Consider the following 24,850-nt stretch of genomic DNA (forward strand, 5'->3'; position numbering starts at 1 on the left):
TTGAAAGTGCGCAGGTGTTTTCATCAGGGATGATGAAAAAGCGGCGTGTACACGGACGTACATCAACGCGGCTCCTTGAAGTACTTGATTGAATGCAAGATTAGGTTTTATTCGTAGCGCCGGGAGAGTCCAGAGAGGGCTCGGCGATAGCCATCTCTGGGTGTTGTCGCCACCGCGACGCTGAAGAAACAAAAAACAGAAACTAAAATTGTAAGCACGTACTTTGTAAAAAGTTGTGGGGATTAGTCAGATCCATGGGGCTCTACACAAGCATCAAGACAGTGTGCTCCTGCACTGTCTAATAAGGTATACCCCTTATACTGTACTTGCAAAACTCGCTTTAATCATCTCAGAAATACTTCCATAAAATCATCTCGTTGGTATATAGACAACAGCTAATTCAAACATAGCCATCATAAGTAGACCCTTATTGTTCCAATAGCAGCTATTCTCTAAAACACCCGTTAGATAACATTATTGTCAGCGACGCTAATTTGCGTAATTGCTACTGATGTAATCACTGTTAAAGCCAGGTTTTAATGCCTGTGCTTTTTGAAAAGCCTGCTCCGCTTTTTTAAACTCCCCTTTTGTATAGTGTGCAAAAGCTAAACTGTCATATGCTTGTGGCGCGTTTGGAAAAATAGCCTTTAAGTAGTTCATAATGTCAAAAGCTTCGTGCCATGATTCCTCTACCAATAACTGCATTCCCAATTCATTAATAACTCTGCCAATAAATTGCGAATAACCTGCCTGTTTGTACTCGTCTTTAAAGCCATTATAAAATTTATCTTTGCCTTTTTCTTTATAGTAATTATAGGCAAAATTCATTTCTAATGGCTTTATAGGTTCATAGGTGCCCTTTTTTATATACGATAACACCCTCCCTGAAATAAGCTCAGCGACTAGGTTGTCTGTGTTTGCCAGTACCACTATTTCAATGTTATCAACCAAATCTACTTCAATTGCAGTGCTAACACCGGCACCACCACCATATGAGCCCCAATGCTCGCCATCCATTGCAAAAGCTTTTATGTTTACAGGGTTCGTTTGAGTTAACAGTTTGTTGCCATAAAAAAGCTCTCTATAGAATTTTTGTACGTCTTCGACTGTCGACTCAATGCCTCCAGCAGGACCAGGGTGCTCCGTGACACCAACTTCTTTTATCGAGCTGTCATATAAATAGGTATATCTAACAGATTGGCCTTTAGCGAAGCTTTCAACCTTGAGTGACGTATTTTTCAAATGAATTCGTTCAAAAATATTTTTGTTTAATAACTGCTCGTATGATGATTTAGAAACCTTTTCAAGTATTGCCCCTAACACAACATAACCGTAGTTAGAGTATCTATGATCAGTACCTGGTTCAAAAAGTAGCGGTCTATTTTTAAGTAATGCTAACTTCTTCTCTAGGGTATCAAAGGCTAGTTGATTTTCTCTGTACTGCGCTATAAATATATCTTCAAAACCTGAGCGATGATTTAGCAAATGTTCAATTGTTATTGTTGATGATACTTGCTCAGGGAAACCTAAATCGAACTTATCGAGCGTATCGGTTAGCTGCAACTGACCAAGCTCTATCTTTTGAAGCACTAATACCTTGGTAAAGTTTTTCACAATCGAGCCTAAGTTAAACTTAGTCGCAATTGTATTAGGGGATTTAGTTTTTACATTTTCTAATCCAAATGAAGAACTATGAAAAACCTTACCGTTTTTAGCTAATAAAAGCGTCCCTGAAAACCAGCCTTGTTGGTGATACTTATGTGCTATTTCATCAGCAGTATTAGCTATTTCGGTCAATTCATTGTTCAGAACATTTGACTTGGCGTTACCTATATAAAAGCAAATAAGGCATATAAAAACGGATAACGCATTGGAGAAACGTAAGGGCATAATAAAAAATCCTTTTATGAAAAGTAGAGGCTCGTAGCTAACTTATTCTTTGCTATCAATACAAGCAATGTTATGCCTTTAAATTATCGATAATTTTATAAGTGGTGAAACAAAAAAGCTCTACTTTAAAAGTAGAGCTTATATTTGAAGTGAGTTAAATCAGATTAACTCACTTAATTCACTTAAATCAATAACCGTTACTTAGTAGTCACAGTCAATGTTTTAGTTACACCGTCTTCAAAGGCGAAAATATAGGTACCTGCTGGAATATCAAGATTGATATTCTTGCTGTCGCCAATATCTGCATCTGAGTGTGCAGAATATAATGTCAACGGTACATCTAGTTCAAGCATAACATCGTCAGCATCAGTACCATAGTTATAGCCAAAAGCTCCACCCCAACCAGTATCTGCCACTTTAAAACCAGAAACACCACCTGCGTAATCAACTTCTAAAGAATAAGTATGAGAAGCTTCGGCTGTATTGCCTGCATCAGTCGCTGTAAAGCCTAGCTGGTTTCCATCACTAAAACTCCAACCAACACCTGTTACAGTGCCAACTAAATGCAGTGGTGCTTCAATAACTTTCACTACAGGGTCCGCCGTTGCATAAGATACTTCAAACTGATATGTAGTTGATTTAGTAACTTTAATAGCCATGTTACCACCACTATCAGTTACGGTAAGTGCATCAGCATCAGCTGAAAGCGATACTTCACCAAAGCCCAGATTTACATTCTCCCAACTAGCCGTAGCAAATTTAAAGTTATGATTCCCTTCAGCTTCTAAACCATAGATAACAGTATAAGTCCGTGAATCTAGGTCCCAATTCATCATATCTGCAGCTGCAGGAGTACCCCAGCCATTCACAGTACCGCGAATGAAGACTTCATCAGTACCCCAAGGTCTAGGTGTAGCTACTTTCAAGGTCGGAGCTGATACATCAGATAAATCTAATACAAAAGTATGATCTCCAGCTCTTTCTGGTGTAAAACTAAATGCACCACCGTCATTAACCAAGGCAACCGCAGCATCTCCTAGCAGGATATTGTCCGTCGGAGCACCAACAGAAACACCAAAATCAGAAACGCTTACTGTATACATTGTTCCTGCTGATAGCGTTTGTACATAAGTATACTGCCCATTCGCTTTATACACTAAATCAGCACTCTCTTCACCAACGGTTACCATTGGGAATGCATCGACAGGTACTTCATTAATGGTTAATTTTACAGCACTAACATCGCTGGCATCGACTAAATATTGATATATTTTGTCTTTAACCATATCCACTTTCATGTTTTGACCAATACCTTCACCAACTGTCATGGTGATGGTTGAGCCAACAGCGGATTGATCGCCGCCTTTAATACTACCGAAAGAGCTCGGCTCAGACCAATCCTTATCAGCTACTTTAAAGTCATAAGAATCTGTACAATCTTCACCGTCTACGGCTTCAACTGGAGGAACAGCTTCTAAATCTTCTTCGATAGGTGCAACAATTACACATTCTTCTTCTGTGGTGTGAGTGTGGTTTACACGATATTGACCATCCGCATAAGCAAATGTTGAATTTGCATCTCCATCACCATCCCAGCCATTAAAGCCACCACGAAGCAGCAAAGCAGTTTCATCAGGGTTAAAGGCAACCACACATTTAGAGGCTATTTCTTCAGCGCCAACACCCACAGCTACTGTGTCAACTGGACAGGCTAGGTCATCAACTAGGTCTTCACCAACACAAATACCTGCATCATTGGCCGTTTGGCTCCAACCACAAGAGGTTATGCCTGACGAAGCTTCAGCACCAAAATAAGGATGTTGGTTTACCAGTAACATGCCATCAAGTACGTTCACAGAGAAGTTATCATCAGCGTAGGCATTTTTATCAAGGTTATGTAATACCACATTGCCTGAAGGACCAATAGGCATCATTAAATCACTATCAGAAATTTGTTTACCCAGGGCAGTATCATTAAAAATAACATTACCGCAGTTGCCTGGTTCATCAACTAAATGTAACTTCCAAAACATACCATAATAAGGGTCAATGCCTATATTACCAGGCTCATTTGCATAATTTGAGTTTTGCCCCCAACTTGAAATACTATCATCGGCATAAGCAGTACACACTGCAGCATCATCATTCCATGTATGAACTACCATATTTTCATAAAGTGCGGCGTTATCATCACTACCATCAACGTGGTTTTCATTACGATAGAAAACAATAGCTTCATTAGGACCCGCGGTAACAATAGCCGCTGGAGCATCTAAAATAGGGTTTTGCTCTGGAATAATACACTCGTATACACCAGCTTCATCAATTTCTTTATAGTTCGGACAAGATAATGGCGGCGTATAACAAATTTCATCACCATCCATGTCCGCAGTCGTTGCATTTACAGAACGATTGAGACGTTGTGATGGTCCTAAGTAGCTAGCTGGTGGGATTTCTGCAAACCAAAGTTCAAACCATTCATTAAAGCCTTCACCACGAATCACGTCTTGGCCTTGTGCTATTTGAAAAGCAAGTGCTTCTTCTTTCGCAACAACTTGGCGTTCAGTTTCTTCAAGCGTTAAACCTAAAATGCTATAAAGGTCTAACTGCTCATATTTAAAATCAGCTTCCCAAGCAGCTTCATCCCATGAATCGCCTGCTGCTTCTTCTGCAGCTGCTTTGGCTGCAGCTTTACCCGCATCAATACCCGCCTGTTCTTCAGCAGTAAGTGGGTAAAAGTCTGCACTCGCAATTTGAACTAAGTCAGGGTTTTTACACCAAAGGCCTACTTCTGCAAATATGTCTGTTATTTCTGGCTGTGCTTGATCACTACCACAGCCACTTAGGGCTAGAGATACGGCAATCGCACTTCCAAGCATAATTGGCTTGAATTTATATTTCATGAGTTTATAACTCCATTAACTATATGGTTTTAGTTTATGCGTATATAATTTTTATATTATCCCACTTTGCTGATTAAGTAAGGGACAAGATATTACCTTTCCGATTTTTAATTTTTTTCAGTAACCCCTAAAACCTACACAAAGCCCCCTAACTTGTATATAAGTGTATCCCTTTAAAAGTCTATGAATACGTATGTAATTATGTTTAACAAATTGCATACGTATGCACTGAACAATTGCTTGTTTTTTGATTACGTTGTTTTAAACTCGATTTGCTGAATATAAAATTACAAGAACAAACAAAAAACAAACACAAGTGTATATAAAGTTACATTCCGATAACTAAAAAAGGTAACAAGGCTGCAAGATGCAGGTGTTTTCACAGAGAAAATACCCTAAGCATTAAGCAATTAGAATTAAGCATAAATATAACTTGCCTTAGGGGATACACATGAAAACATTTAAGCCCAGTGCGCTGACTATCGCACTCATGATGGGAGGAGTTCAAATCGCTGCAATGTCTAACATTGCCTATGCGGCAGAAGAAACTCCCAAAGAAGCTCAAAAACAACAACAAAAAGCTGAAAAAAGTGATGTCGAAGTTATTGAAGTATCTGGCTTTAGAGGCAGTATCATCAAGTCTTTAAACACCAAGCGCTTTTCTGATACGGTTGTTGATGCTATTTCAGCCGATGACATTGGTGGTTTACCTGACGTATCTATTGCCGACTCATTAACACGTCTTCCCGGTGTAACTTCTGTTCGTATTGATGGTCAATCAAGCGAATTAAACGTTCGTGGTTTATCTGGTGGTTTTGTTTTCTCTACCTTAAACGGTCGCGAAATGGTATCAACCAGTGGTGGTCGCTCAATTCAGTTCGATATGTTCCCAGCTGAGTTAATTTCTGGCGCGCAAGTATACAAATCACAAAAAGCCTCTTTAATCGAAGGTGGCATCGCCGCAACGATTAACTTAGAAACAGCTAATGCCTTAGATAACGAAGAAGACCATTCCTTTCGTGCTTCGTTACATGGCAACTACAATGAAGCCGCTGCCGACAACGAAGATTCTGACACCTTTGGTCGTCGTCTAACCTTATCTTATCAAGGCAAATATTTTGATGAGACCGTAGGCATAGCTGTTGGTTGGGCCAATATGTTTCAACCTACCGTTTCCAGTCGTTTTGTTAACTATCAATTTGATGAACAAGACTTATCTGCCGCCTATGATGGTGCTCCCGAAAGCATTTTAGTTTCTTCTGGTTTCGAAATTAATGAACGTGGCGGTGAAGATGAGCGTAATGCGTTTACCTTAGCACTAAACTGGGAACCAAGAGATGATTTGCGCTTTCAGTTCGATGCTTTTCACTCTAAGTTTGACTCAAACAAATGGGATCGCGGATTACGTATTTCAGGTATAAATAATATAGCGACACCGGGTGCAGGGTTATTAATTGACAATCCTTTATATGCCGATGGCGCACTTGTAGGTGGTACTATCTACAGAGATCCTGATGGTACTTTGCTTGCTCCTCCGTATCCAGGATCATCACGTGATATAAATATTCAAACACAAGCCGATGATAATACTACCAATAGTTCATCATCAGCCTTTGGCTTACGTGCTGATTGGGATATTACTGATGACTTGATGATGACAGTTGATGTCTCTCACTCTGAAGGTGATGAAGAATACAAAGATCAGGTTTTGCGTATGGCCTACTTTGAAGATTCAAGTGCAGCAACACCCATTATTGATGACAATATAATCTTTAGCTATCAGCTAAATGGTTTAAATAACCCTGATCTTCAATTTAATCAAGACTTCACTGACACCGCACACATGATGGTGACGAGTTCGGAGTCGTACCCTCATATTGAGTCAAACACTTCAGACGCTCTTCGTGTTGATTTTGCTTATCAACTAGAAAGTAACATATTTAGTTCATTAGAGTTTGGTGTTCGTGCATCAATGCGTGATTATAACTTAAGCCGTGGCCGTTTCTTATACGGTACTACCGACGGTAACATGCGTAATGGTCAATATATTACTTTTGGTGAAGATGCAGATGGCAACCTTATTGAAGTTGAGCGTTTTCAGCCACATGTGTTAAATAGTAGTAACTCAACGGTTAGCGCCATTGGTGGCGACTTATCAGGTATGCCTAGCTTCTTATCTGTTGATAATGACGATATCTTAAATGCTTGGATTCCTGGCGTAGATCGTACTCCGGTGCGCACTTGGGAGCACGACTGGACTATGACCCAAGGCAACCTTGTTGAAGAGGACGTATTGTCAGCTTATTTACAAGTAAACATTGATACTGAATTCTTTGGCCTCCCCGTAACAGGTAACTTTGGTGCTCGTTATGTTGATACCACACAAAGTAGTACTGGTTTAGTCAATGTTGGCGCGGGTAATGGCGATATCATCTATGATGATGTTGGCGGAACTAATAGCGATTGGGAACATAAAAAAATTAGCGAAAGTTACAACGATTTTTTACCTTCATTGAACTTAAACTTCAAAGTCACCGATGATGATCAAATTCGTTTTGCTTATTCAAAAGTAATGTCACGCCCTGAAATGCCAACGATGGCTAACAGTGGCAACTGGAAATTTGATGTTAACCGTGATGGTGATGGTCGTAACTACATTGGTTTAGATAGCTCTACCAGCCCTAAATTACGTCCGTTCTATGCGAACCAATATGATGTTTCTTTTGAACATTATTTCACTGAAACTGAAGGTGCTTTCGTTCTTGCCCTTTGGTACAAAGATGTTGCCAATATTGTCAGTGATAGTACTGAAGTAGATTATGACTTTGCCGCCAATGGTTTTGACTTACCGTCCATTCCAGACAATAAAGTAGAAGATGAAAGTGGTAATATCTTAGTGTGGGAAGATGGTGATTACAGCCATGCGGAAAACAATGGTGATGCGGGTTACATACGCGGTATTGAGATAGGTTACACACAAACCTTTTCTTTTCTACCTGGATATTTCTCAGGTTTAGGCGCTAATGTGAATTTCTCTTATACTGAAAGTGAAATTGAAGTTGAATCTTCAGTGCCTGGAGAAGAAAATCAATTGGGTCCTATTGAAGGTTTATCACCACGCGTATTAAGTGCGACATTATTCTATGATTGGGATGATAAGTTATCTGCACGTGTTAGTGGTCGATATCGTAGTGACTACTTAAGTCGTCAAGTAGCGATTGGTAGTAATCAATCGGCTTACTTCCAAGAAGAAACGATTATTTCAGCACAAGTATCGTATAACTTCACTGAGAATCTACAAGCAGTTATTTCTGCGGATAATATCACCGATGAGCCTAATATCTCATATTTTGGTAATACCTCGCGCACAGGTACTATTCAGTACTTCGGTCGCACAATTTACTTCGGTGTAAATTACACCATGTAATACCAACCGGATGAAGCATAAAAAGCAATACTTATGAAATATGAAGTATTGCTTTTTTTTTAAGTAAGAATAATGATATTAGTGTAAACATAACTAATACCAATTGAAATAATGAATCGACCAACTTAGAACTTCAGAAGCGAGCTTAGAACAAACAAAATGAGTTAAACATAGTTATTCTATATTTCTTTCATTTTGTGACGTTATCAGTTTGCTACTGAGTTCCCAGAGGGCGAGTTTAAAAGGCTTATAAGCGGCGTTATTGCTTTTGACAAGGACGCTATATGGATGTAGCTTCTTAGAGAATGCAGGAGCTTATTCTCCTGAATAACCATTCTCTTCAATCAATGCCTTGCCTCTAAGCCTTTTAATTCTCGCTAAGTGATCAATTCATTACTTCATTTGGTATAAGAATAACGTTACAAAAGCTAAGGTGAAAAATGTCCTCAACAGATAAAATTAACAATATCGTTATTGTCGGCGGCGGTTCGGCTGGTTGGATGACGGCTGCCATGTTGTCTAAGCAACTAGAATGTGATGCAAAGGGCTCAAAGGTTGACATAATCCTTATTGAATCTGACAGCATTGGTACTGTTGGCGTGGGTGAAGCTACCATACCGCCAATCAAAACCTTTAATCGCATGCTTGGCATTGACGAGAATGATTTTCTGAAACATTGTAATGGCACAATTAAGTTAGGTATTAGTTTTGAAAATTGGCCTGAGAAAAACCATCAATATTTTCACCCTTTTGGACGATTTGCAGTCGATTTTGATTACATTCCTTTTTCTTATTTTTGGAATAAACATCGGACGTCTGGCGATAACAGACCATTGCAAGATTATGCCAGTGCCTGGCATTTAGCGAAAAACAATAAATTTTCACAGCCTTCACCTGACAAAAAATCACTTTTTTCAGGCTTTGATTATGCTTATCATTTTGATGCCAGTTTATATGCAAACTATTTAAGAACTTACAGCGAAAAGCTGGGTGTAAAAAGACAAGAAGGCAAAATTACCAAAGTAGACACTCATGAAAGTAATGGCTTTATTTCTTCTGTCACTTTAGCGAGTGGCCAAAAAATTACTGGCGATTTTTTTATTGATTGTAGCGGTACTTCGGCTTTGCTGATTGATAAAACCTTAGGTATTAAATTTATAGATTGGTCAGAAAACTTATTATGTAATCGCGCTATTGCTGTGCAAACTAGCCATACTGAAGTGATTAGTCCTTATACTCGCTCTATTGCTAAACAATCAGGTTGGCAATGGCGCATTCCACTTCAAACTCGCATGGGTAACGGCTCAGTGCATTGCAGTGAATTCATCGATGAACAGTCGGCAATGGACGAATTAATACGCGATATTGATGGCAAAATACTTTCAGAGCCAAGAGTTATTCACTTCAAAGTCGGTCGTCGTGAAAAATTCTGGCATAAAAACTGTGTTGCCATTGGCTTATCGGCTGGCTTCTTAGAGCCGCTAGAGTCTACTAGTCTGCATTTAATCCAACGGGCAGTGATGCGTTTAGTTGCTCACTTTCCTAATAAAAAGTGTGATGAAGTCAACATTAAACAATTTAATAATTTAACCATTGCTGAATATGAACATATTAGAAATTTTATTATTTTGCACTATAAAGCAACCAAGCGAGATGACAGCGAATTTTGGCGATATTGCCAAAACATGGACATTCCTGATTCACTTCAACATCAAATAGATTTATTTTCAAGCCATGGTCACCTGAATGTGGATGCACAAGATTTATTTAAACAGGATAATTGGTTAGCTGTTTTAACCGGTCAAAATATACATCCTAAGACGGTTGCGCCTATCATGGCTTACAAGCAAAAAATTGATTTACCACGAACAATGAATTCATTTTATGACATGATGATAAAAACGGTACAAAATCTGCCTAACCATGAAGATTACTTAAGAGAAAAATGTCCTTTTTCACAAAAATAGAAACAAATAACTTATGAATAAAATACAGTATAAAAATACCCATCTAAACTCTACTCGTCTAATTTATGGCTGTATGCGCATTGCCGGTGATAATACCCCAGCAGATAAAGCCAAGGGTAAGTTGGCACTTAGAGCGGCACTTGAAGCGGGTTATAACCATTTTGATCATGCTGATATTTATGGTGGTGGTCACTGTGAGAGTTTGTTTGGTGAGTTATTAACGGAACTTAAGCAAGAAACGCCAGATATTCGCGAGCAACTTATTATCACCTCCAAAGCTGGTATTCGCTTTGAGCCGCAGCGTTATGATTTTTCAACGGACTATTTAACGACTAGCGTCGAAAACTCATTAAAACGATTAAATATTGATTACCTCGATATGTTTTTACTGCATCGCCCTGATTATTTATTTAATGCCGAAGACGTAGCGCAAACTTTCCAACAACTAAAAGCCAGCGGTAAAGTAAAATATTTTGGCGTCAGTAACTTTAGCCCATCGCAAGTGAGCTTATTGCAATCAGCTTTAGCTGAGCCACTTTTGGTCAATCAAATAGAAATTAATATTCATAATATTGATAGCCTCACCAACGGCAGTTTAGATCAATGTCAGCAGTTAGGCATAACACCTATTGCTTGGTGTCCACTAGGCGGTGTTGCTTACCCAGCTTGGGGAAATACTTTCTCAACGGCTGATGAACAACGTATTGAAATTGAATTAGCAAGGCAAGCTGAGTTATATAACTGCCTGCCTTGGCAACTTATTTTAGCGTGGTTACTTAAACACCCGGCCAATATCTGTCCCATTATTGGTTCAACTACACCAGAGCGAATTATTGCGGCTAAACAAGCGTTAGCGATTGAATATAACCATGCGGATTGGTATAGGTTGCTTGAAGCACGAAATGGCTATGCGCAACCATAAGTCGCCAACCTTTAGTAAATTCTGCCAGCGTATTAGTTTTGCTAATACGCTTCGCCTATACGTTTCCCTATAAATACAGACAACTAAAATTAAACTCTTATCCCATAAATAAAGCTACATTTCGGCAGGGTATACTGTTCATCTACCGGCTTTAATTCAATGAGCTCTATCTTACCCACCACATCTGAATCTATAGTTTTCTGTATTTCATAATAGAAACGCCACATTTTATTTGACGATATTAATTCAATATAAGGGTAACTTGTGATCTGCCAACTGCCTTTTAGTTGCTCACTTTGCCTAGATTGAGCGGAGGCTTTATTTAAATATAGAAATTGATAACTAGCATCACTATTTAGCCTGAGTATCATTGAGGCCCGACAATTTTCGCTTTCATATTCATTGGCAAGATCTTGCACTGTCACTTTATCACTTTGCCTTACCCCATCAGGCAGCAATAGCAGACCCACACTATTTTTGGTGTAATAGTGATTTCCAGCAAAAATGGGCTTCACATTAGCAATAATCCAACCGGCCTTATCAAGTGAGTTTATTAAAACATCCACACGATTTTCTCCTTCAACAAAGGGAGAATAAAGTAATGTCGACTGCTCAATCTCATCCGGAAAAACAAGCGTATTAGCGATGACATCAAAGCCTAACCCTTCTAGATTATTAGTGATTTCCTCTGCTTGTTGTGCTGACAAATAACGAGTATAAAGGTGAACTTTGGTTGAAGAACACGCCATAAGAAAAAAACACATCAAGACAATACTTATCATTTTCATTTTATAAAACCCCTTATTTTAAATCACTAGCGTTGATAAAAATAACAATTGACAGTTAAGATTACAAGTGTAATCTTAACTCATAGATTACATTTGTAATAGTTAACGATACCTAGAATTATACCTAGAAAAAAACTGGACGTAATATGACTGAAATCAGTAATGCCGAATTTGAAGTATTAGAAGCACTATGGCAAAGCTATCCGGCTAGCGCGAACGATATAATTGCTAAACTTAATGAAAGTGCTAGTACCAATGTTAATGGCAATAATACTGATGATAACAATCAAGAAAAGCTATGGCATGACAAAACGGTAAAAACCTTGTTAAACCGTTTAGTAAAAAAACAAGCAGTTGGCTTTGAAAAACAACAACGCCATTATTTATATTCACCTTTATTAGAACGTGAAGCTTATACCTTAAAAGAGAGTAAAAGCTTAATAGAGCGTATGTTCAGCGGAAAATTAGCGCCATTGGTGGCTGGCTTTGCTAAGCAAAACGATCTTAATAAAGACGATATTAGCGCGCTAAAATCATTGATTTCTGATTGGGAGAAAAATAATGATTAGCGCGTTAGTTAATTCATTACTGCCATTAACCATTTTATTGTCACTAATGCTGCTTATCCGCCAACCGTTAAGAAAAAGCATCGATGCCAATACTGTTTATAACTTATGGCTGGTTATTCCATTAAGCTTAGTACTATATTTCCTGCCTTTACCTTGGCAGAATTTAAGCTGGCTAAGCATAAATGAGCTAACAGCTATTGAATCACATAATAGCTTAATGCAACGTTATTTAGTGACGCCAAGCCAGAGCATTAGCCAGCAATTATCGTTGGATAACTTGTTAGGTATGTGGCTCAGTAGTACTTGGGCTTTAGGTTTCACTCTGCTTATCGGCTACTGGAGTTTTAGCCAATATAACTATCGAAAAGCATTAAAATTAGAATTCTTAGCTGATAGTAAGTTTCAACAACAAATAATCGAAAGTGGCGCAAACAAGCTAACTATTGCGCAAAGCAACCATACTCACAGCCCAATACTTATCGGTTTAGTCAAACAAATTTTAGTTATTCCTGAGGACTTTGAGACACTTTATACCGCTGAGCAGCAACAGCTGATCATCAGTCATGAAGTATGTCATTTTTCTCAGCACCATATGTGGACGAACCAGTTAGCGCTTATGCTCTTAGCGCTATTTTGGTTCAATCCGCTAGCTTGGCGTGCTTATGCGGCATTTCGTCAAGATCAAGAGCATTCCTGTGACCAAGTTGTTTTGGCGCGAAAGCATACCCAATCCAGGATCCAATACTGTAAAGCACTGGTATTAGCGGCAGAAACATCACCACCTAACGCTTTTACCTTACTTAGTTTTAAGAATAGTTTTAAGCAAAACGGAGAACAACATTTTATGTTTAATCGAATAGAACAAATAAAACAGATGTCAAAAGCCTTCTCAGCAAAGAGCACCATCACTAAAGTAGCTAAATTATGTTTGGTTACCCTAGTATCAAGTTCACTACTGGCCGGCGTTAGTTATGCGGGTCATCAACTACACCAAGATGAAAGTAAAAAGGGTAGCCTTCAAAAAGTAGTCAATGGCCTATCCCCTACCATTCGGATTGAACCTAAATACCCTGTTTCTGCAGCTAAATCTGGCACAGAAGGCTCAGTGGTATTGAAGTTTAATGTCGAAGCCGATGGCTCGGTAAGTCATGTCGAAGTGATTAATGCTAAACCGGCTTATACCTTTGATAAATCAGCCGTCACCGCTTTAAAACAGTGGCGCTATAATGCCACTGATACAATTCATACAAACTTATTAGTGCAATTAGACTTTGTCATGAGTGAGTCATCTGTCACGCCAGAATCTTTGATTGAACGTATCGAAGTAAGTCATTAGATTTTAGATAATTAATCCATTGAACCTGTAAGGCTGCCCTGCTTTACAGGTTTTTTTATTACTTTTGATTAGCCTTTAAATTTTATATTTTCACTTTTCCTATTAAAAGATACTGCCGGTTCTTAATATCAAAAAAGATATACAATATACCAAGCTTACTTCATAGTACGCTTATCTCATTCCACTTGTTCGTGACTAATTCCAATCGAAATAGTTTATTGATGCATTTGATATCATAACAAGTTCAAATAAGAAGAAGCTCAATGCCATTTTTTAGAAAACCATCGTTTGTATTAATGCTTTTGACACTAATATTATTACCACAGCTTACCTTAGCAACGACAAGTAATATCAGCGATGTCATTGACAGAGCCGGTACGCCCAAACAACATAAAGAATATGATAAATACCAAAACCAACGTTTTAATCCACTGTTTGATTTAGGCGCTTGGCACGGTTTTTTATTACCGGAGCAAGATAATAATTACGCCGCATTCACTGGCCCTATGGTTATTGCCGAAGAATACAGTTTATTTATTGCTGAAAAACTAGAGCAATTAACCCTAACGGATTTAAGTAAAAACCAAAATTTAGATTTTTCACATGCGAAAATAATCCGTATGGCTAAACCGGGGCAGTTACAGCAAAACTTTGTTTTTAAACAATTAACACTTGAATTAAGTTTGCACTTTATCAGTAGTAGAACAGCCATTATTGAAACAAAAATCACTAACCACAGTAATGAAAAGCTAGCTTTAACACTGACTTGGCAAGGTCAGTTATTGTCACAATGGGATGATAAAAAAACCGTTAAACAAGCCCTACCCCAATGGCAGAGAAGTTTAACAGCTAATGAGAATGGCTTAACTTTTCACTTTAGTGAAGTGCGCAATACCTGGAATATTATGACCAGTAAGAGTGCTCAATATCAAATTAGCCGTTCACTAGCGACTAAAACAACAATTAAGCAAGAGCAGCATAGCTACCAAAGCACAGCCACAATCAATATTGCTAAAAATAGCAGTACTAGCATTTTTAGCACGCAAAGTTACTTTCACAACCAAACTGAAGCAGATGATGAGCAAGTTTTTATCAAAGCTGCTTTGGAGAAACCGCAGCGAAAAATTTTAGCAAGCAAGCAACGCTGGCAACAATATCTAGACAAAGCCATGGACGTTGGTAAAAATAATGGTAAACGCAGCCCGGCACAAGATAAAGTTGCCATCAAAGCGGTTGAAACCCTTAATGGTAATTGGCGTAGTCCCGCGGGTAATTTAACCCATGCGGGTGTTACACCTTCGGTTACTGCGCGTTGGTTTAATGGCATTTGGGCGTGGGATAGCTGGAAACATGCTTATGCCATGGCGCACTTTAATGCTGATATTGCCAAAGAGAATATCCGCGCAATGTTTGCCTATCAAATTCAAGCAAATGATGCCCTCAGACCACAAGACGAAGGTATGATAATTGATGCTATATTTTACAACAAAGACCAAGCCCGCGGTGGTGACGGCGGTAATTGGAACGAGCGTAACACTAAACCACCTTTAGCAAGTTGGGCGGTTTGGGAGATATATAAAGCCACTCAAGATGTTAGCTTTATCGAAGAAATGTTACCTAAATTACAGCGCTATCATCAATGGTGGTATCGAAATAGAGATCACAACCAAAACGGTTTGGTTGAGTATGGCGCGACTAAACATAGATTCCATAACAATGCTCAAGGCGATATCAGCTTTAAAGTCCGTTATTTAACTCAACCTAACTCCCCTGCCATTGACTTAAAAGCCTGCCACAGCGCGGATGAAGATTGGTATAGCTGCTCAGGCATATCTTTATATCAAAATATCATCGCCAGTAGTGATTATGATGACATAGATATAGGTGCTCAACACGGTAGCGCCTGGGAATCGGGTATGGATAATGCTGCCAGATTTGGCTTTATCAATGCAGAGCAGTTAGCCGATTATGCTAAGCAAAATTACCAAGGCGACGTAAACAAGGCTCGTAAAGATTGGCAAGTGATGTTCTACCAAAATACTAATAACGCAGGTGATTTATTAGGTTTCTCAATCAATCAAGAATCGGTAGAGTTGAATACCTATCTTGCTCATGAAAAAACATTATTGGCCAATATGGCAGAGCTGCTGCAACAGGAAAAACTCGCAGCAAGTTATCGACAAGCAGCTAAGGTATTGGCCAAACGTATTAACCAGTGCTTTTTCGATGAAGAAAGCGGCTTTTATTATGACCGCAGTTTTACCGCCACTAGTATGAAGAGTGATAAAATTGATAAAAATGGCTGCATCGGTACTTTGTTAACCGCACGTGGCAGAGGACCTGAAGGTTGGAGTCCATTATGGGCAAAAATTGCCGACGTAGATAAAGCCGAGCGAGTTAAAAACGTGATGTTAAAAAGTAACGAATTTAACACCACTATCCCGCTAGGAACAGCGGCCTTAACAAATCCTGCTTATGACGCAGATATATACTGGCGCGGCCGAGTTTGGCTAGACCAAGTCTACTTTGGCTTAATCGCCCTGGATAATTATGGTTATCATCAAGAAGCTAAAAATTTAGCAGAAAAATTATTTAATAATGCCGAAGGGTTAAGTGAAAACGGTGCCATTAGAGAGAACTACAACCCTGAAACGGGCGCGGTGCAAGGCGCAACCAACTTTAGCTGGAGCGCGGCGCATTTATTGATGTTATATAGAGAGTTTTTAGCTGAGTAAAGTCATTAAAATGGCCTAAATTATTTGAATAGTAGAAGAGGCAATAACATCGTTGCTTTCGCTATTCTCAGTCCCAATAGCCAGCTATTGGTCAATCAAGCGCCTTGTTCTTGAAAATTTATTCTCATTAAAATTTTATCATTAAGTTATTCAATCGATATAAATAAAAAGGCTACTAATAACTTATTAGCAGCTTTTTGTTAAATGAATATCAGGTAACTATAAATTTATACCGTTAGGGTGATTTTTCCTACCGCTTTACCTGATGCCATGTGATCATGCGCTTTTGCGACTTCCCAAATTGAGAAATTGCTTTCATCAATAATAGGGGTGATCTTGCCTGCATCAACAAGTTCAGCTATCTCTGTAAGAATGCGGCCATGAGAGGCATGGTTAATGCCATGGCTTAATGGGATAAGCATCAAAACACTGTGGAATGACAAGCTTTTAAGAGCAATTTGTAATGGATCGGCAATAGGTAGAATTGTTGCGACATGACCATTAAACTTTGCTGCTTCAAATGACTTTTCAATATTATCGCCAGCCACGGTATCAAGTATTTTATCGAAACCAATACCACCGGTGTGAGCCTGCACGTAGTCGGCAACCGACTCAGTATTATAATCAACTAAGTTATCTGCGCCAACTGTTTTTGCTAGCTCAAAATTAGCAGCTGAATAAGTAGCAGTGACCCTAGCGCCAAGTACTTTTGCTAATTGAATAGCAATATGTCCAACGCCGCCGGTCGCGCCATGAATAAGCACATGGTCTCCGGTTTTAACATTCATTTTTTGTACTAGTGCTTCATAAGCAGTGATTGCTACCAAAGGCAAAGCAGCAGCTTGTTTCATGGTCAATGTTTTAGGCTTCATCGCCATTAAACGGGCATCAACCAACATAAATTCAGCTAAAGCACCATCAACACCGTTAAGGCCACCGGCCATGCCGTAAACTTCATCACCAATTTTGAAGTTGCTTACGTCTTCAGCCACTTCAACCACAATACCGGCTACATCACCGTGTAGTATTTCAGGTAAATTCGCTGACCATGGCAGTTCAATTGAACGCAACATAGTATCAATTGGATTGACACTGCTTGCCTTCACTTCTACTACCATATGGCCTGTTTTAGCGACTGGTTTTGCTTTTTCAACAAGTTGGAAAACGTCTGTGCTACCGATTTCTTTAATGATCATTGCTTTCATAATTTTACTCTCTATATATTTAAATTAGTTTGCATATTTGCTTATGCTACTTGCTTAGCTATTTACTTAGTTGATTACCTAAGTAGGGGCTTTGCTTGTTCGTTTTAAGTGTGGCTATTCTATTCGTTGTCAACAAAGCAAACCATTACCCAACTGACAAATCACCTTTGCTTTTTTAGCAACACGAAGTTAAGATAGATTAGTCATAAAAGTAGCGTTTAAGCGCTAGTGCCTAGAGGAGTGAAAATGAGCTCGCTAACTCGATTACTGTATTTTAACTGTGTGGTGGAAACCGGCAGTATTTCCCAAGCAAGTCGTATCTTTGATGTGCAGCCCTCCTCTATCTCCAGACAATTAGCGGTGCTTGAGCAAGAACTGGGTGTGCGTCTGTTAAATAAAACCACTCGAAATACCGGTTTAACTGAAGCGGGGCAAAAATATTATGAGTATTCTCAGCGTATTGTTGCTGAGTTTGACGAAGCGAAAAGAGCAGTCAATGACCTGCAAGAAAAGCCCAAAGGTCAACTCAAAATAAGTATGACGGTTGGATTTGGTGAAAGCGTGGTACTGCCACTCATTCCTAAATTTATGGCGCTATATCCTGATATTAATATCAAACTGGAATTAACTGAGCGTGTTGTTGATTTGGTGGAAGAAAATATCGATGTTGCTATTAGAAGTGGCCGCTTAGCTGACTCAAGCATGATTGCCAAACGTTTAGACTTAAATAATTTCTTACTTTGTGCCAGTCCGCAATATCTTGCGAGTTACGGTACGCCTCAATCCCCTGAAGACTTAGTTGAGCATTTATGTATACGCTACAGTTATGCCCGTTGGCAAGATTGGTATCTCATGGCTGAACAAAGAACAAAATTAACCATTAGCGATACTATTTCTGTGAACTCTGTCAATGGTCAAAAACAACTGGTATTAAATGGTAGTGGCTTAACGTTAATGCCGCTCTGGGCTGTTAGAAAAGAGTTAGCAGATGGATCGCTCATCCAAGTAATGCCAGAACATACTTTCAGTCCCTATGAAGAGCTTAGCTCCACCTATGCAATTTATTTAAAACGAGAAATGGTATCGGTTAAAACCCGTGTTTTCTTAGATTTTTTGGTAGACAATATAGTAGAAAACCGAGTAGAAAATTGATTCAAAAACTGATTCGAAAACATTGCTGATAAAGAAAATCAGTAATCCCTATTATGGAATTTCCCTTTGTTAATATTTGAAACTTTTCTAATTATACTTTTTACCCTAATAGTGCTGCTCATCACAGTGTCGATTATTTATAGCACCGTAAGGCTGGGTATATCACCTATGCCAAGCTCAAATAAAGCTTATCTGGCGATGATGCAATTTATTGACGAAACGGAAATAGAAAAAAAATCAGGGCCGATAATTGATCTGGGTAGTGGTTGGGGAAATATTGTTATACGCATTGCTAAGCGATATCCGCAACGTAAAATAGTAGGTTATGAATTGTCCTATCTGCCATGGCTAACATCGACACTAATCAAAAGACTATTTAGGTTAAAAAATTTAACACTACATCGACAAGATTTTTATCAGGCAGACTTATCTTCAGCCTCGGTATTAGTCTGTTATCTATTTCCCGAAGCGATGGAAAAAATCAGTAATAAATTACAGCGAGAGCAATCAAATGTTAACTTTATTATCAGTAATAATTTTGCCCTACCCTTATGGAAACCGATTAAAACCATACAAGTTAATGATTTTTATAAGTCACCGGTTTATCTGTATAAAATAGCTAGAGCTAGAGCTAGACTATGAAAAATAAACTAGCCTAGCGTCAATAAGAACAACGAGTATGCTCTACAAGTTTAACAAGACGGTTCTCTTCATTATATCGCTAGACTATTTGATAATTTACGCCTGTTTACATAGCGCTTTAATACGAATTTTATCTGTCCAACTGAGAAAGCCATGATTAGTTAAGTACTCTACGTTAATCATTGAGGTACCATTCGGGCATTGCAGCAAAAGTTGTTTATAAGCCTGATCTACATAATTACTATCATAAACAAAACCTAACAATATTTTCTGTGACTTTTCAATATTGATGACCTTACCACTAGCCAATTCCTGCTGACTATTCGTGCCAACATCTACTTGTGACATATGAATACTGCTAGTACAGGCACTAAGCATAGCGACTGTAAGTAACAAAAATAACTTTTTCATCACTACACCTCATTACAATAAGCGGAGACAATGATTTCTCTTTTAAAGACGAGTAAATAGCCGGTAGTTTGGTGCTTGGTGTATACCCCTTCAATTTTTCCTGTTGGACATTGTGCTTTAAGCTGATCGATAGCTTCATCAACAAAGGCATTACTAAAGTTGATGCCGATAACATTCCAGCTAGATGAATTGGAGGTTATTTTGTTATCTCTTTCTGCTGGCACCTGAGTCATTGATACGGTATTTAAGCCAACACAGCCGCTAAGTGAAAGTGCTAATAATAAAAATAATATAGTGTTCTTTAACATGATAATTCCCTAAAATTTAATTAATACAGTAGCCATTGATACGGACAACTTCACCACTTACTGGGCCAACATTGGTTGCTTCGCGAACTGAGGTTAATCCCGTTATTTTTTTACTTGGACAGACTTTGATGACCTCATAGAACACTTGATCAGCATAAGCATCATTGTAAACAGGGTTCCCCGTTTTAGGACCAAAATTACTTATCGCCAGAATTAAGGCAACAAATTCTAAGTCTTTACTGGTCGAGGCAGACTTTGCCATTCCAGCGCCTATTTCAGCTGTTCTAGCGGCATCAAAACCAAGTTCATTTACCTCAATGGTAAATGGCGTCAACCTACCCTGCGACTGGTCTATATCGCCTATATGAACATGATGAAGTTGACTACATCCGCCAACAAGCAAAAAGCTCAGCCCAAGAATACTTTGTAATTTTATCGGCATATATGCCTACCTATTGTTAATATCGACTGTTAAAACTTGTCACTATTATACGCTTAATTGTAATGAACACATGCGCTTTACTGTTTAGTTAATGTGGTAGAAGTGTGAGAAACTGTAAGCTAAAGGTCTACATCACCAAGCTACATAAAGGTGTGTGTTTCAGCTGAAATTACAGGTTAATTGAGCTATATGAAGGTGAGTAGAGAGAGTATTAATGGAGCTGATATGACTTACGTTTTGTTAATAGGATAAAGAAAAAGCGACCTCGATATTACTTGAGGTCGCTTTTTATCAGTATTTATTGTACTCAATTCAGCTGAGGGTATCGCTTGGTATAGTTATTTCAGTAAATAAATATTAAAACTCAATGGGGCTATTTCGCCATCCTTTTTCGCGGTGACAGAACGGTAAAGTAATTTAACCGGTGTTTTCTTAGTAGCCTTTTGCTGAGTAACTACATCCAAGCGCTGAGCTTTGTCCGCAGTGTTAAATACAATTAATAGTTCTTGTGATTTTTCTTCGCTAGATGCTTTACTCGTTGCTTTCATTTGACGAGTTATAGCAAAAATTCCGGCTTTATCTTGAGCATAAACCACCGTCTGTTCTCCAAAACGTAACGCTGGGTATTGCTGGTAGAGTTGCGAATATTTAGCAAAGCTTTGGTAGAACAGGTGACTTGTATCAAAGTTGTCATCCGCTGTAGTTTTCTCTGTTGCTAATAAATCATCATCATTATAACTAGCAACAAGAGAAGGCATCATATCTTGACGTGAGGCTTGATCACCACCATCACCAACAAAACCTTGCTCATCGCCATAATAAATAACCGGTACACCACGACTAAAGAACATCATCGCATGCGCCAGTAAATTACGTTGTATTTTCGCTTGCTCGCTATAGTTATGAGGGCTTTGTTTAAGTGCGTAAGCAAAGCGGCCCATATCGTGATTACCGGTAAAGTTAACTAATTGATTAGCGTTGGTATTGCGCATACTTTTAAGGTCAAGGTCTTTATGCTCAGTCTGATAAAAATGATCTTTAGCAAATAATTGTGCCAATACGTCTGTACCCTGCTGTTCAACCAGGGTTTTTATCATTGCGCCTCGAAAAGCAAAGTCTAATACTGAAGGGATTTTAGCTTCAGTGGTAAAGCGGCTTAATAATTCAGGTTCAAAACTATAAACCTCGCCAAACATGAAAAAGTTATCTATGCCCTGTGTTTTAGCATGGTTCATTAAGGCAGGTGAGAATTGTTGCCAAAACTCTATGTTGACATGTTTAACGGTATCAATACGAAAACCATCTGGCTTAAATTCATCAATGATATCTTTGTAAATATCGACCATGCCCTTAACAACACTGGCTTTTTGAGTATATAAGTCGTCAAGGCCAGCAAAGTCACCACGCACTGAGCTTTCGCCTCGCCAAAATGAATCACCTTGGTTGTGATACTCAGCCATATTATTCAGCCATGCAGGATATTTTAGTGTTTCATCACCCTTAGGAATTAATGGGCTGTAATGTTTGCCCTCGGCAAGCTGCGCCATCGAAATAAATGGGCAATCATTACCTTTACTTACATCAACAATCCAACCTAAACCGTCTTCGCCGTGACATTCTTGGTATTTAATCACGTCAGCGGTATGGTTAGTAATAATATCAAAGAATACTTTAATATTACGCTGGTGTGCTTGGTCAATAAAGTGCTTTAACTCTGCGTTTCTACCCAAGTGAGGGTCAATTTCAGTAAAATCTAAAATCCAATAACCATGATAACCCGAGGTGCCAGCTTGCATCGCGCGATTACGTAATACCGGCGTTAACCAGATAGCACTTACCCCCATATTATCAAGGTAAGGTAATTTTTCAGTAAGGCCGGCTAAATCACCGCCGTGATACATGCCTTTATGAGTTTTGTCTAAACCTCCGCGAGAAACAGCACGTTTTGTATCATTGGCAGCAGCACCTAAGTCATTGCTGCTATCACCATTATAAAAACGGTCCGGTAAAACAAAGTAAAAAACCTCATCTTGAAAGGCACGTTGCTGATAGGGTGCTAACTTTGCCGCCTTGGCGATTAATTTATCCGTTACTTTTGGTGTTAACCTAGCTTCGCTTGCCTGGCTCAGCTGAGATGTTAAACAAGCCAAGCTTATGGTTGCTAGTAGCGAACATTTACTAATAAAATTCATAGAAGTTCTCTTAATGCGTTTACCGTATTTACGTTACTAACATTACTGGTGTTAATCAATTTAACTTACTGACTTAGCTTACTGCTCTAGTTTGCAGTAAAAACAGCCAAAAGCAGGAAACTGTACAACACCATCAACAATGATTGCGCTTGTTAACTTATGCCCTGTTAAGGCAGTTAAGCTATCGTTTTGTTGAGTGAGTGAAGATAAAGCCATTGTTTGACTCTGTTCGCTAAAGTTAAAGCATACTAATAACTGCTCACCTTGGTATTGACGCACAAAAGCTAATATTGGCTCAGGGGTATCAATAAAGCTGATATCACCGTAACGCAACGCCGGTTGTTCCTTGCGCCAGCGATTAAAGTGACGGTAACTATTTAATACTGAATCAGTCGTTTTATCTTGTACATCTACGGATTTATCAAAGTGTTCGCTTGCTACAGGTAACCAAGGTTTACCTTCACTAAAGCCAGCATTAACTGAGTCTTGCTGCCAAGGGTGTGGTGTTCTACAACCATCTCGACCTTTAAATTGTGGCCAAAAAGTTATGCCATAAGGGTCTTGAATATCTTCAAAGGCAATATCAGCTTCGGTTAGACCTAGCTCTTCACCTTGGTAACTACAAACACTACCACGTAAAGACGAAATCATCGCGAAGAGCATTTTAGCAAAATCTTTACTGTTAAAACCGCCCCATCGGGTGACAACACGCTTTACATCATGGTTTGAAATAGACCAACATGGCCAGCCATCAGAAACTCGTGACTCCAGACTTTCTACTACTTGTTTAATATAACTAGCACTGAAATTATCGGTTAATAGATCAAAGCTGTAGCCCATATGTAGTCGGCTATCACCTTGGGTATATTCAGCCATAGTTTTTAACGAGTCTTCAGAAGAGATTTCACCTAAGGCCACTGCTCCAGGATATTTATTCAATAAACTGCGAATATCTTCCATAAAGCCCAAGTTTTCATCTTGGGTATTATTAAAATAATGGTACTGATAGGCGTATGGGTTTTTTTCATCAAAACCGATGTTTGTTCTTAATTCTTTAGGCTTAGCTGGGTTATCACGTAATTGAGCATCATGATAACAAAAATTAATGGCATCAAGACGGAAACCATCAACACCACGTTTAAGCCAAAACTCAATATTGTCTAACACCGCTTGGCGAACATCTGGGTTATGGAAGTTTAAGTCTGGCTGGCTAGTGAGGAAGTTATGCAAGTAATATTGTTGACGCCTAGGATCCCAAGTCCAGCCTGTGCCACCAAATATAGATAACCAGTTGTTAGGTGCCGTGCCATCTTCTTTGGCATCACTCCATACGTACCAGTCAGCTTTATCGTTACTTTGATCTTCACGTGAATCAATAAACCATTGATGCTGATCTGAAGTATGACTAAGCACCTGATCAATCATAATCTTAATATCAAGTGCATGCGCTTTAACCACAAGCTCATCAAAATCAGCTAGGGTACCAAAAATAGGGTCAATATCACGATAGTCGCTGATATCATAACCAAAATCTTTCATTGGGGATTTGAAAAAAGGCGAGATCCAGATAGCATCAACACCTAAGCTAGCAATATAGTCTAACTTACTAATAATTCCTGGCAAATCGCCAATACCATCCTGATTAGCATCATAGAAGCTACGTGGATAAACTTGATAAATTACCGCGCCACGCCACCACATTTGTTCATTCATTTGAAAACCCCAACACTGATACTTGCTCATTTAGTGACAGTTATTAGCAACCGTCGCTGTTTAAGCATTTAATAATTCTATCAAATAAGAATACGCAATTAAAAACTGACCTGAAAGCCTTTGCATACGTATGTATCGAAATTATCAAAAAATGCATACGTATGTAATAGCAATTGTGGGGTTAGTCCGGTCTGCATACGTATTCAAGATGCTGTGCACCTTAGACTAAGGTTATTATCATTAACACT

Annotated in this window: 17 protein-coding genes; 8 read left to right on the plus strand and 9 right to left on the minus strand. The window is 38.8% G+C overall.

Annotated features, from left to right (window positions below):
* Positions 1 to 489 precede the first annotated feature (489 nt).
* On the minus strand, positions 490 to 1,890 hold the full coding sequence (locus F580_RS0103940) for a serine hydrolase (RefSeq protein WP_019026388.1): 1,401 nt from the start codon (positions 1,888 to 1,890) through the stop codon (positions 490 to 492).
* A gap of 197 nt (positions 1,891 to 2,087) precedes the next feature.
* Entirely contained in the window at positions 2,088 to 4,793 is a 2,706-nt protein-coding gene (locus F580_RS0103945; RefSeq protein WP_019026389.1) for an early set domain-containing protein, read from the minus strand.
* A gap of 451 nt (positions 4,794 to 5,244) precedes the next feature.
* Here F580_RS0103945 and F580_RS0103950 point away from each other — a divergent pair, with 451 nt between their 5' ends.
* The 3 genes from F580_RS0103950 (at position 5,245) to F580_RS0103960 (ending at position 11,109) form a co-directional block, all read left to right on the plus strand.
* Positions 5,245 to 8,220: a TonB-dependent receptor gene (locus tag F580_RS0103950; protein WP_019026390.1), complete on the plus strand. Its 2,976-nt coding sequence runs from the start codon at positions 5,245 to 5,247 to the stop codon at positions 8,218 to 8,220.
* Positions 8,221 to 8,660: 440 nt separating this feature from the next.
* Positions 8,661 to 10,187 (plus strand): tryptophan halogenase family protein, encoded by a 1,527-nt coding sequence (locus F580_RS0103955; protein WP_019026391.1) that lies wholly within the window; start codon positions 8,661 to 8,663, stop codon positions 10,185 to 10,187.
* Positions 10,188 to 10,200: 13 nt separating this feature from the next.
* On the plus strand, positions 10,201 to 11,109 hold the full coding sequence (locus F580_RS0103960; RefSeq protein ID WP_019026392.1) for an aldo/keto reductase: 909 nt from the start codon (positions 10,201 to 10,203) through the stop codon (positions 11,107 to 11,109).
* Positions 11,110 to 11,198: 89 nt separating this feature from the next.
* Here F580_RS0103960 and F580_RS0103965 read toward each other — a convergent pair whose 3' ends face one another.
* A complete protein-coding gene (locus F580_RS0103965) occupies positions 11,199 to 11,897 on the minus strand; it encodes a hypothetical protein (protein WP_019026393.1) in 699 nt (232 codons plus the stop codon).
* Positions 11,898 to 12,043: 146 nt separating this feature from the next.
* Here F580_RS0103965 and F580_RS0103970 point away from each other — a divergent pair, with 146 nt between their 5' ends.
* The 3 genes from F580_RS0103970 (at position 12,044) to ygjK (ending at position 16,537) form a co-directional block, all read left to right on the plus strand.
* Complete coding sequence (locus F580_RS0103970; RefSeq protein WP_019026394.1) at positions 12,044 to 12,466, plus strand: BlaI/MecI/CopY family transcriptional regulator; 423 nt, start codon at positions 12,044 to 12,046, stop codon at positions 12,464 to 12,466.
* The gene (locus tag F580_RS0103975) at positions 12,459 to 13,802 is read left to right on the plus strand and encodes a M56 family metallopeptidase (RefSeq protein ID WP_019026395.1); all 1,344 of its coding nucleotides are present in this window, start codon (positions 12,459 to 12,461) and stop codon (positions 13,800 to 13,802) included. The genes F580_RS0103970 and F580_RS0103975 overlap by 8 nt, the downstream gene beginning before the upstream one ends.
* Before the next feature lie 263 nt (positions 13,803 to 14,065).
* Positions 14,066 to 16,537 carry an alpha-glucosidase gene (gene ygjK / locus F580_RS0103980; protein WP_019026396.1) on the plus strand — a complete coding sequence of 824 codons (2,472 nt, stop codon included), beginning with the start codon at positions 14,066 to 14,068 and terminating at the stop codon, positions 16,535 to 16,537.
* A gap of 227 nt (positions 16,538 to 16,764) precedes the next feature.
* Here ygjK and F580_RS0103985 read toward each other — a convergent pair whose 3' ends face one another.
* Positions 16,765 to 17,742 carry a zinc-dependent alcohol dehydrogenase family protein gene (locus F580_RS0103985; protein ID WP_019026397.1) on the minus strand — a complete coding sequence of 326 codons (978 nt, stop codon included), beginning with the start codon at positions 17,740 to 17,742 and terminating at the stop codon, positions 16,765 to 16,767.
* Between the two features lie 246 nt (positions 17,743 to 17,988).
* Here F580_RS0103985 and F580_RS0103990 point away from each other — a divergent pair, with 246 nt between their 5' ends.
* Together F580_RS0103990 and F580_RS0103995 are read left to right on the plus strand one after the other, a co-directional pair.
* Entirely contained in the window at positions 17,989 to 18,894 is a 906-nt protein-coding gene (locus F580_RS0103990) for a LysR family transcriptional regulator (protein ID WP_019026398.1), read from the plus strand.
* A 168-nt stretch (positions 18,895 to 19,062) separates the two neighbouring features.
* Complete coding sequence (locus F580_RS0103995) at positions 19,063 to 19,536, plus strand: class I SAM-dependent methyltransferase (protein ID WP_019026399.1); 474 nt, start codon at positions 19,063 to 19,065, stop codon at positions 19,534 to 19,536.
* A 96-nt stretch (positions 19,537 to 19,632) separates the two neighbouring features.
* Here the strand turns inward: F580_RS0103995 and F580_RS0104000 are convergent, their stop codons facing one another.
* From F580_RS0104000 to F580_RS0104020, 5 genes are all read right to left on the minus strand, one after another.
* A complete protein-coding gene (locus tag F580_RS0104000; protein WP_019026400.1) occupies positions 19,633 to 19,947 on the minus strand; it encodes a hypothetical protein in 315 nt (104 codons plus the stop codon).
* Positions 19,948 to 19,949: 2 nt separating this feature from the next.
* Positions 19,950 to 20,255: a hypothetical protein gene (locus F580_RS0104005; protein WP_019026401.1), complete on the minus strand. Its 306-nt coding sequence runs from the start codon at positions 20,253 to 20,255 to the stop codon at positions 19,950 to 19,952.
* Positions 20,256 to 20,271: 16 nt separating this feature from the next.
* A complete protein-coding gene (locus F580_RS0104010; RefSeq protein ID WP_019026402.1) occupies positions 20,272 to 20,697 on the minus strand; it encodes a hypothetical protein in 426 nt (141 codons plus the stop codon).
* Between the two features lie 338 nt (positions 20,698 to 21,035).
* Positions 21,036 to 22,889 (minus strand): alpha-amylase family glycosyl hydrolase, encoded by a 1,854-nt coding sequence (locus F580_RS0104015; protein WP_019026403.1) that lies wholly within the window; start codon positions 22,887 to 22,889, stop codon positions 21,036 to 21,038.
* A gap of 78 nt (positions 22,890 to 22,967) precedes the next feature.
* Positions 22,968 to 24,602: an alpha-glucosidase family protein gene (locus F580_RS0104020; protein WP_019026404.1), complete on the minus strand. Its 1,635-nt coding sequence runs from the start codon at positions 24,600 to 24,602 to the stop codon at positions 22,968 to 22,970.
* Between the last annotated feature and the right edge of the window lie 248 nt (positions 24,603 to 24,850).

The sequence above is a fragment of the Colwellia piezophila ATCC BAA-637 genome, assembly GCF_000378625.1.
Classification (GTDB): domain Bacteria; phylum Pseudomonadota; class Gammaproteobacteria; order Enterobacterales; family Alteromonadaceae; genus Colwellia; species Colwellia piezophila.

What these genes read in the sequence shown, in the direction of transcription:
- F580_RS0103965 (WP_019026393.1), bottom strand. Translation starts at nt 11,897, where the DNA reads ATGAAAATGATAAGTATTGTCTTGATGTGTTTTTTTCTTATGGCGTGT.
- F580_RS0103940 (WP_019026388.1), bottom strand. Translation starts at nt 1,890, where the DNA reads ATGCCCTTACGTTTCTCCAATGCGTTATCCGTTTTTATATGCCTTATT.
- F580_RS0103995 (WP_019026399.1), top strand. Translation starts at nt 19,063, where the DNA reads ATGCCAAGCTCAAATAAAGCTTATCTGGCGATGATGCAATTTATTGAC.
- F580_RS0103970 (WP_019026394.1), top strand. Translation starts at nt 12,044, where the DNA reads ATGACTGAAATCAGTAATGCCGAATTTGAAGTATTAGAAGCACTATGG.
- F580_RS0103945 (WP_019026389.1), bottom strand. Translation starts at nt 4,793, where the DNA reads ATGAAATATAAATTCAAGCCAATTATGCTTGGAAGTGCGATTGCCGTA.
- F580_RS0103975 (WP_019026395.1), top strand. Translation starts at nt 12,459, where the DNA reads ATGATTAGCGCGTTAGTTAATTCATTACTGCCATTAACCATTTTATTG.
- F580_RS0104000 (WP_019026400.1), bottom strand. Translation starts at nt 19,947, where the DNA reads ATGAAAAAGTTATTTTTGTTACTTACAGTCGCTATGCTTAGTGCCTGT.
- F580_RS0103950 (WP_019026390.1), top strand. Translation starts at nt 5,245, where the DNA reads ATGAAAACATTTAAGCCCAGTGCGCTGACTATCGCACTCATGATGGGA.
- F580_RS0104015 (WP_019026403.1), bottom strand. Translation starts at nt 22,889, where the DNA reads ATGAATTTTATTAGTAAATGTTCGCTACTAGCAACCATAAGCTTGGCT.
- F580_RS0103955 (WP_019026391.1), top strand. Translation starts at nt 8,661, where the DNA reads ATGTCCTCAACAGATAAAATTAACAATATCGTTATTGTCGGCGGCGGT.
- F580_RS0104020 (WP_019026404.1), bottom strand. Translation starts at nt 24,602, where the DNA reads ATGAATGAACAAATGTGGTGGCGTGGCGCGGTAATTTATCAAGTTTAT.
- F580_RS0103960 (WP_019026392.1), top strand. Translation starts at nt 10,201, where the DNA reads ATGAATAAAATACAGTATAAAAATACCCATCTAAACTCTACTCGTCTA.
- F580_RS0103985 (WP_019026397.1), bottom strand. Translation starts at nt 17,742, where the DNA reads ATGAAAGCAATGATCATTAAAGAAATCGGTAGCACAGACGTTTTCCAA.
- F580_RS0103990 (WP_019026398.1), top strand. Translation starts at nt 17,989, where the DNA reads ATGAGCTCGCTAACTCGATTACTGTATTTTAACTGTGTGGTGGAAACC.
- F580_RS0104010 (WP_019026402.1), bottom strand. Translation starts at nt 20,697, where the DNA reads ATGCCGATAAAATTACAAAGTATTCTTGGGCTGAGCTTTTTGCTTGTT.
- F580_RS0104005 (WP_019026401.1), bottom strand. Translation starts at nt 20,255, where the DNA reads ATGTTAAAGAACACTATATTATTTTTATTATTAGCACTTTCACTTAGC.
- ygjK (WP_019026396.1), top strand. Translation starts at nt 14,066, where the DNA reads ATGCCATTTTTTAGAAAACCATCGTTTGTATTAATGCTTTTGACACTA.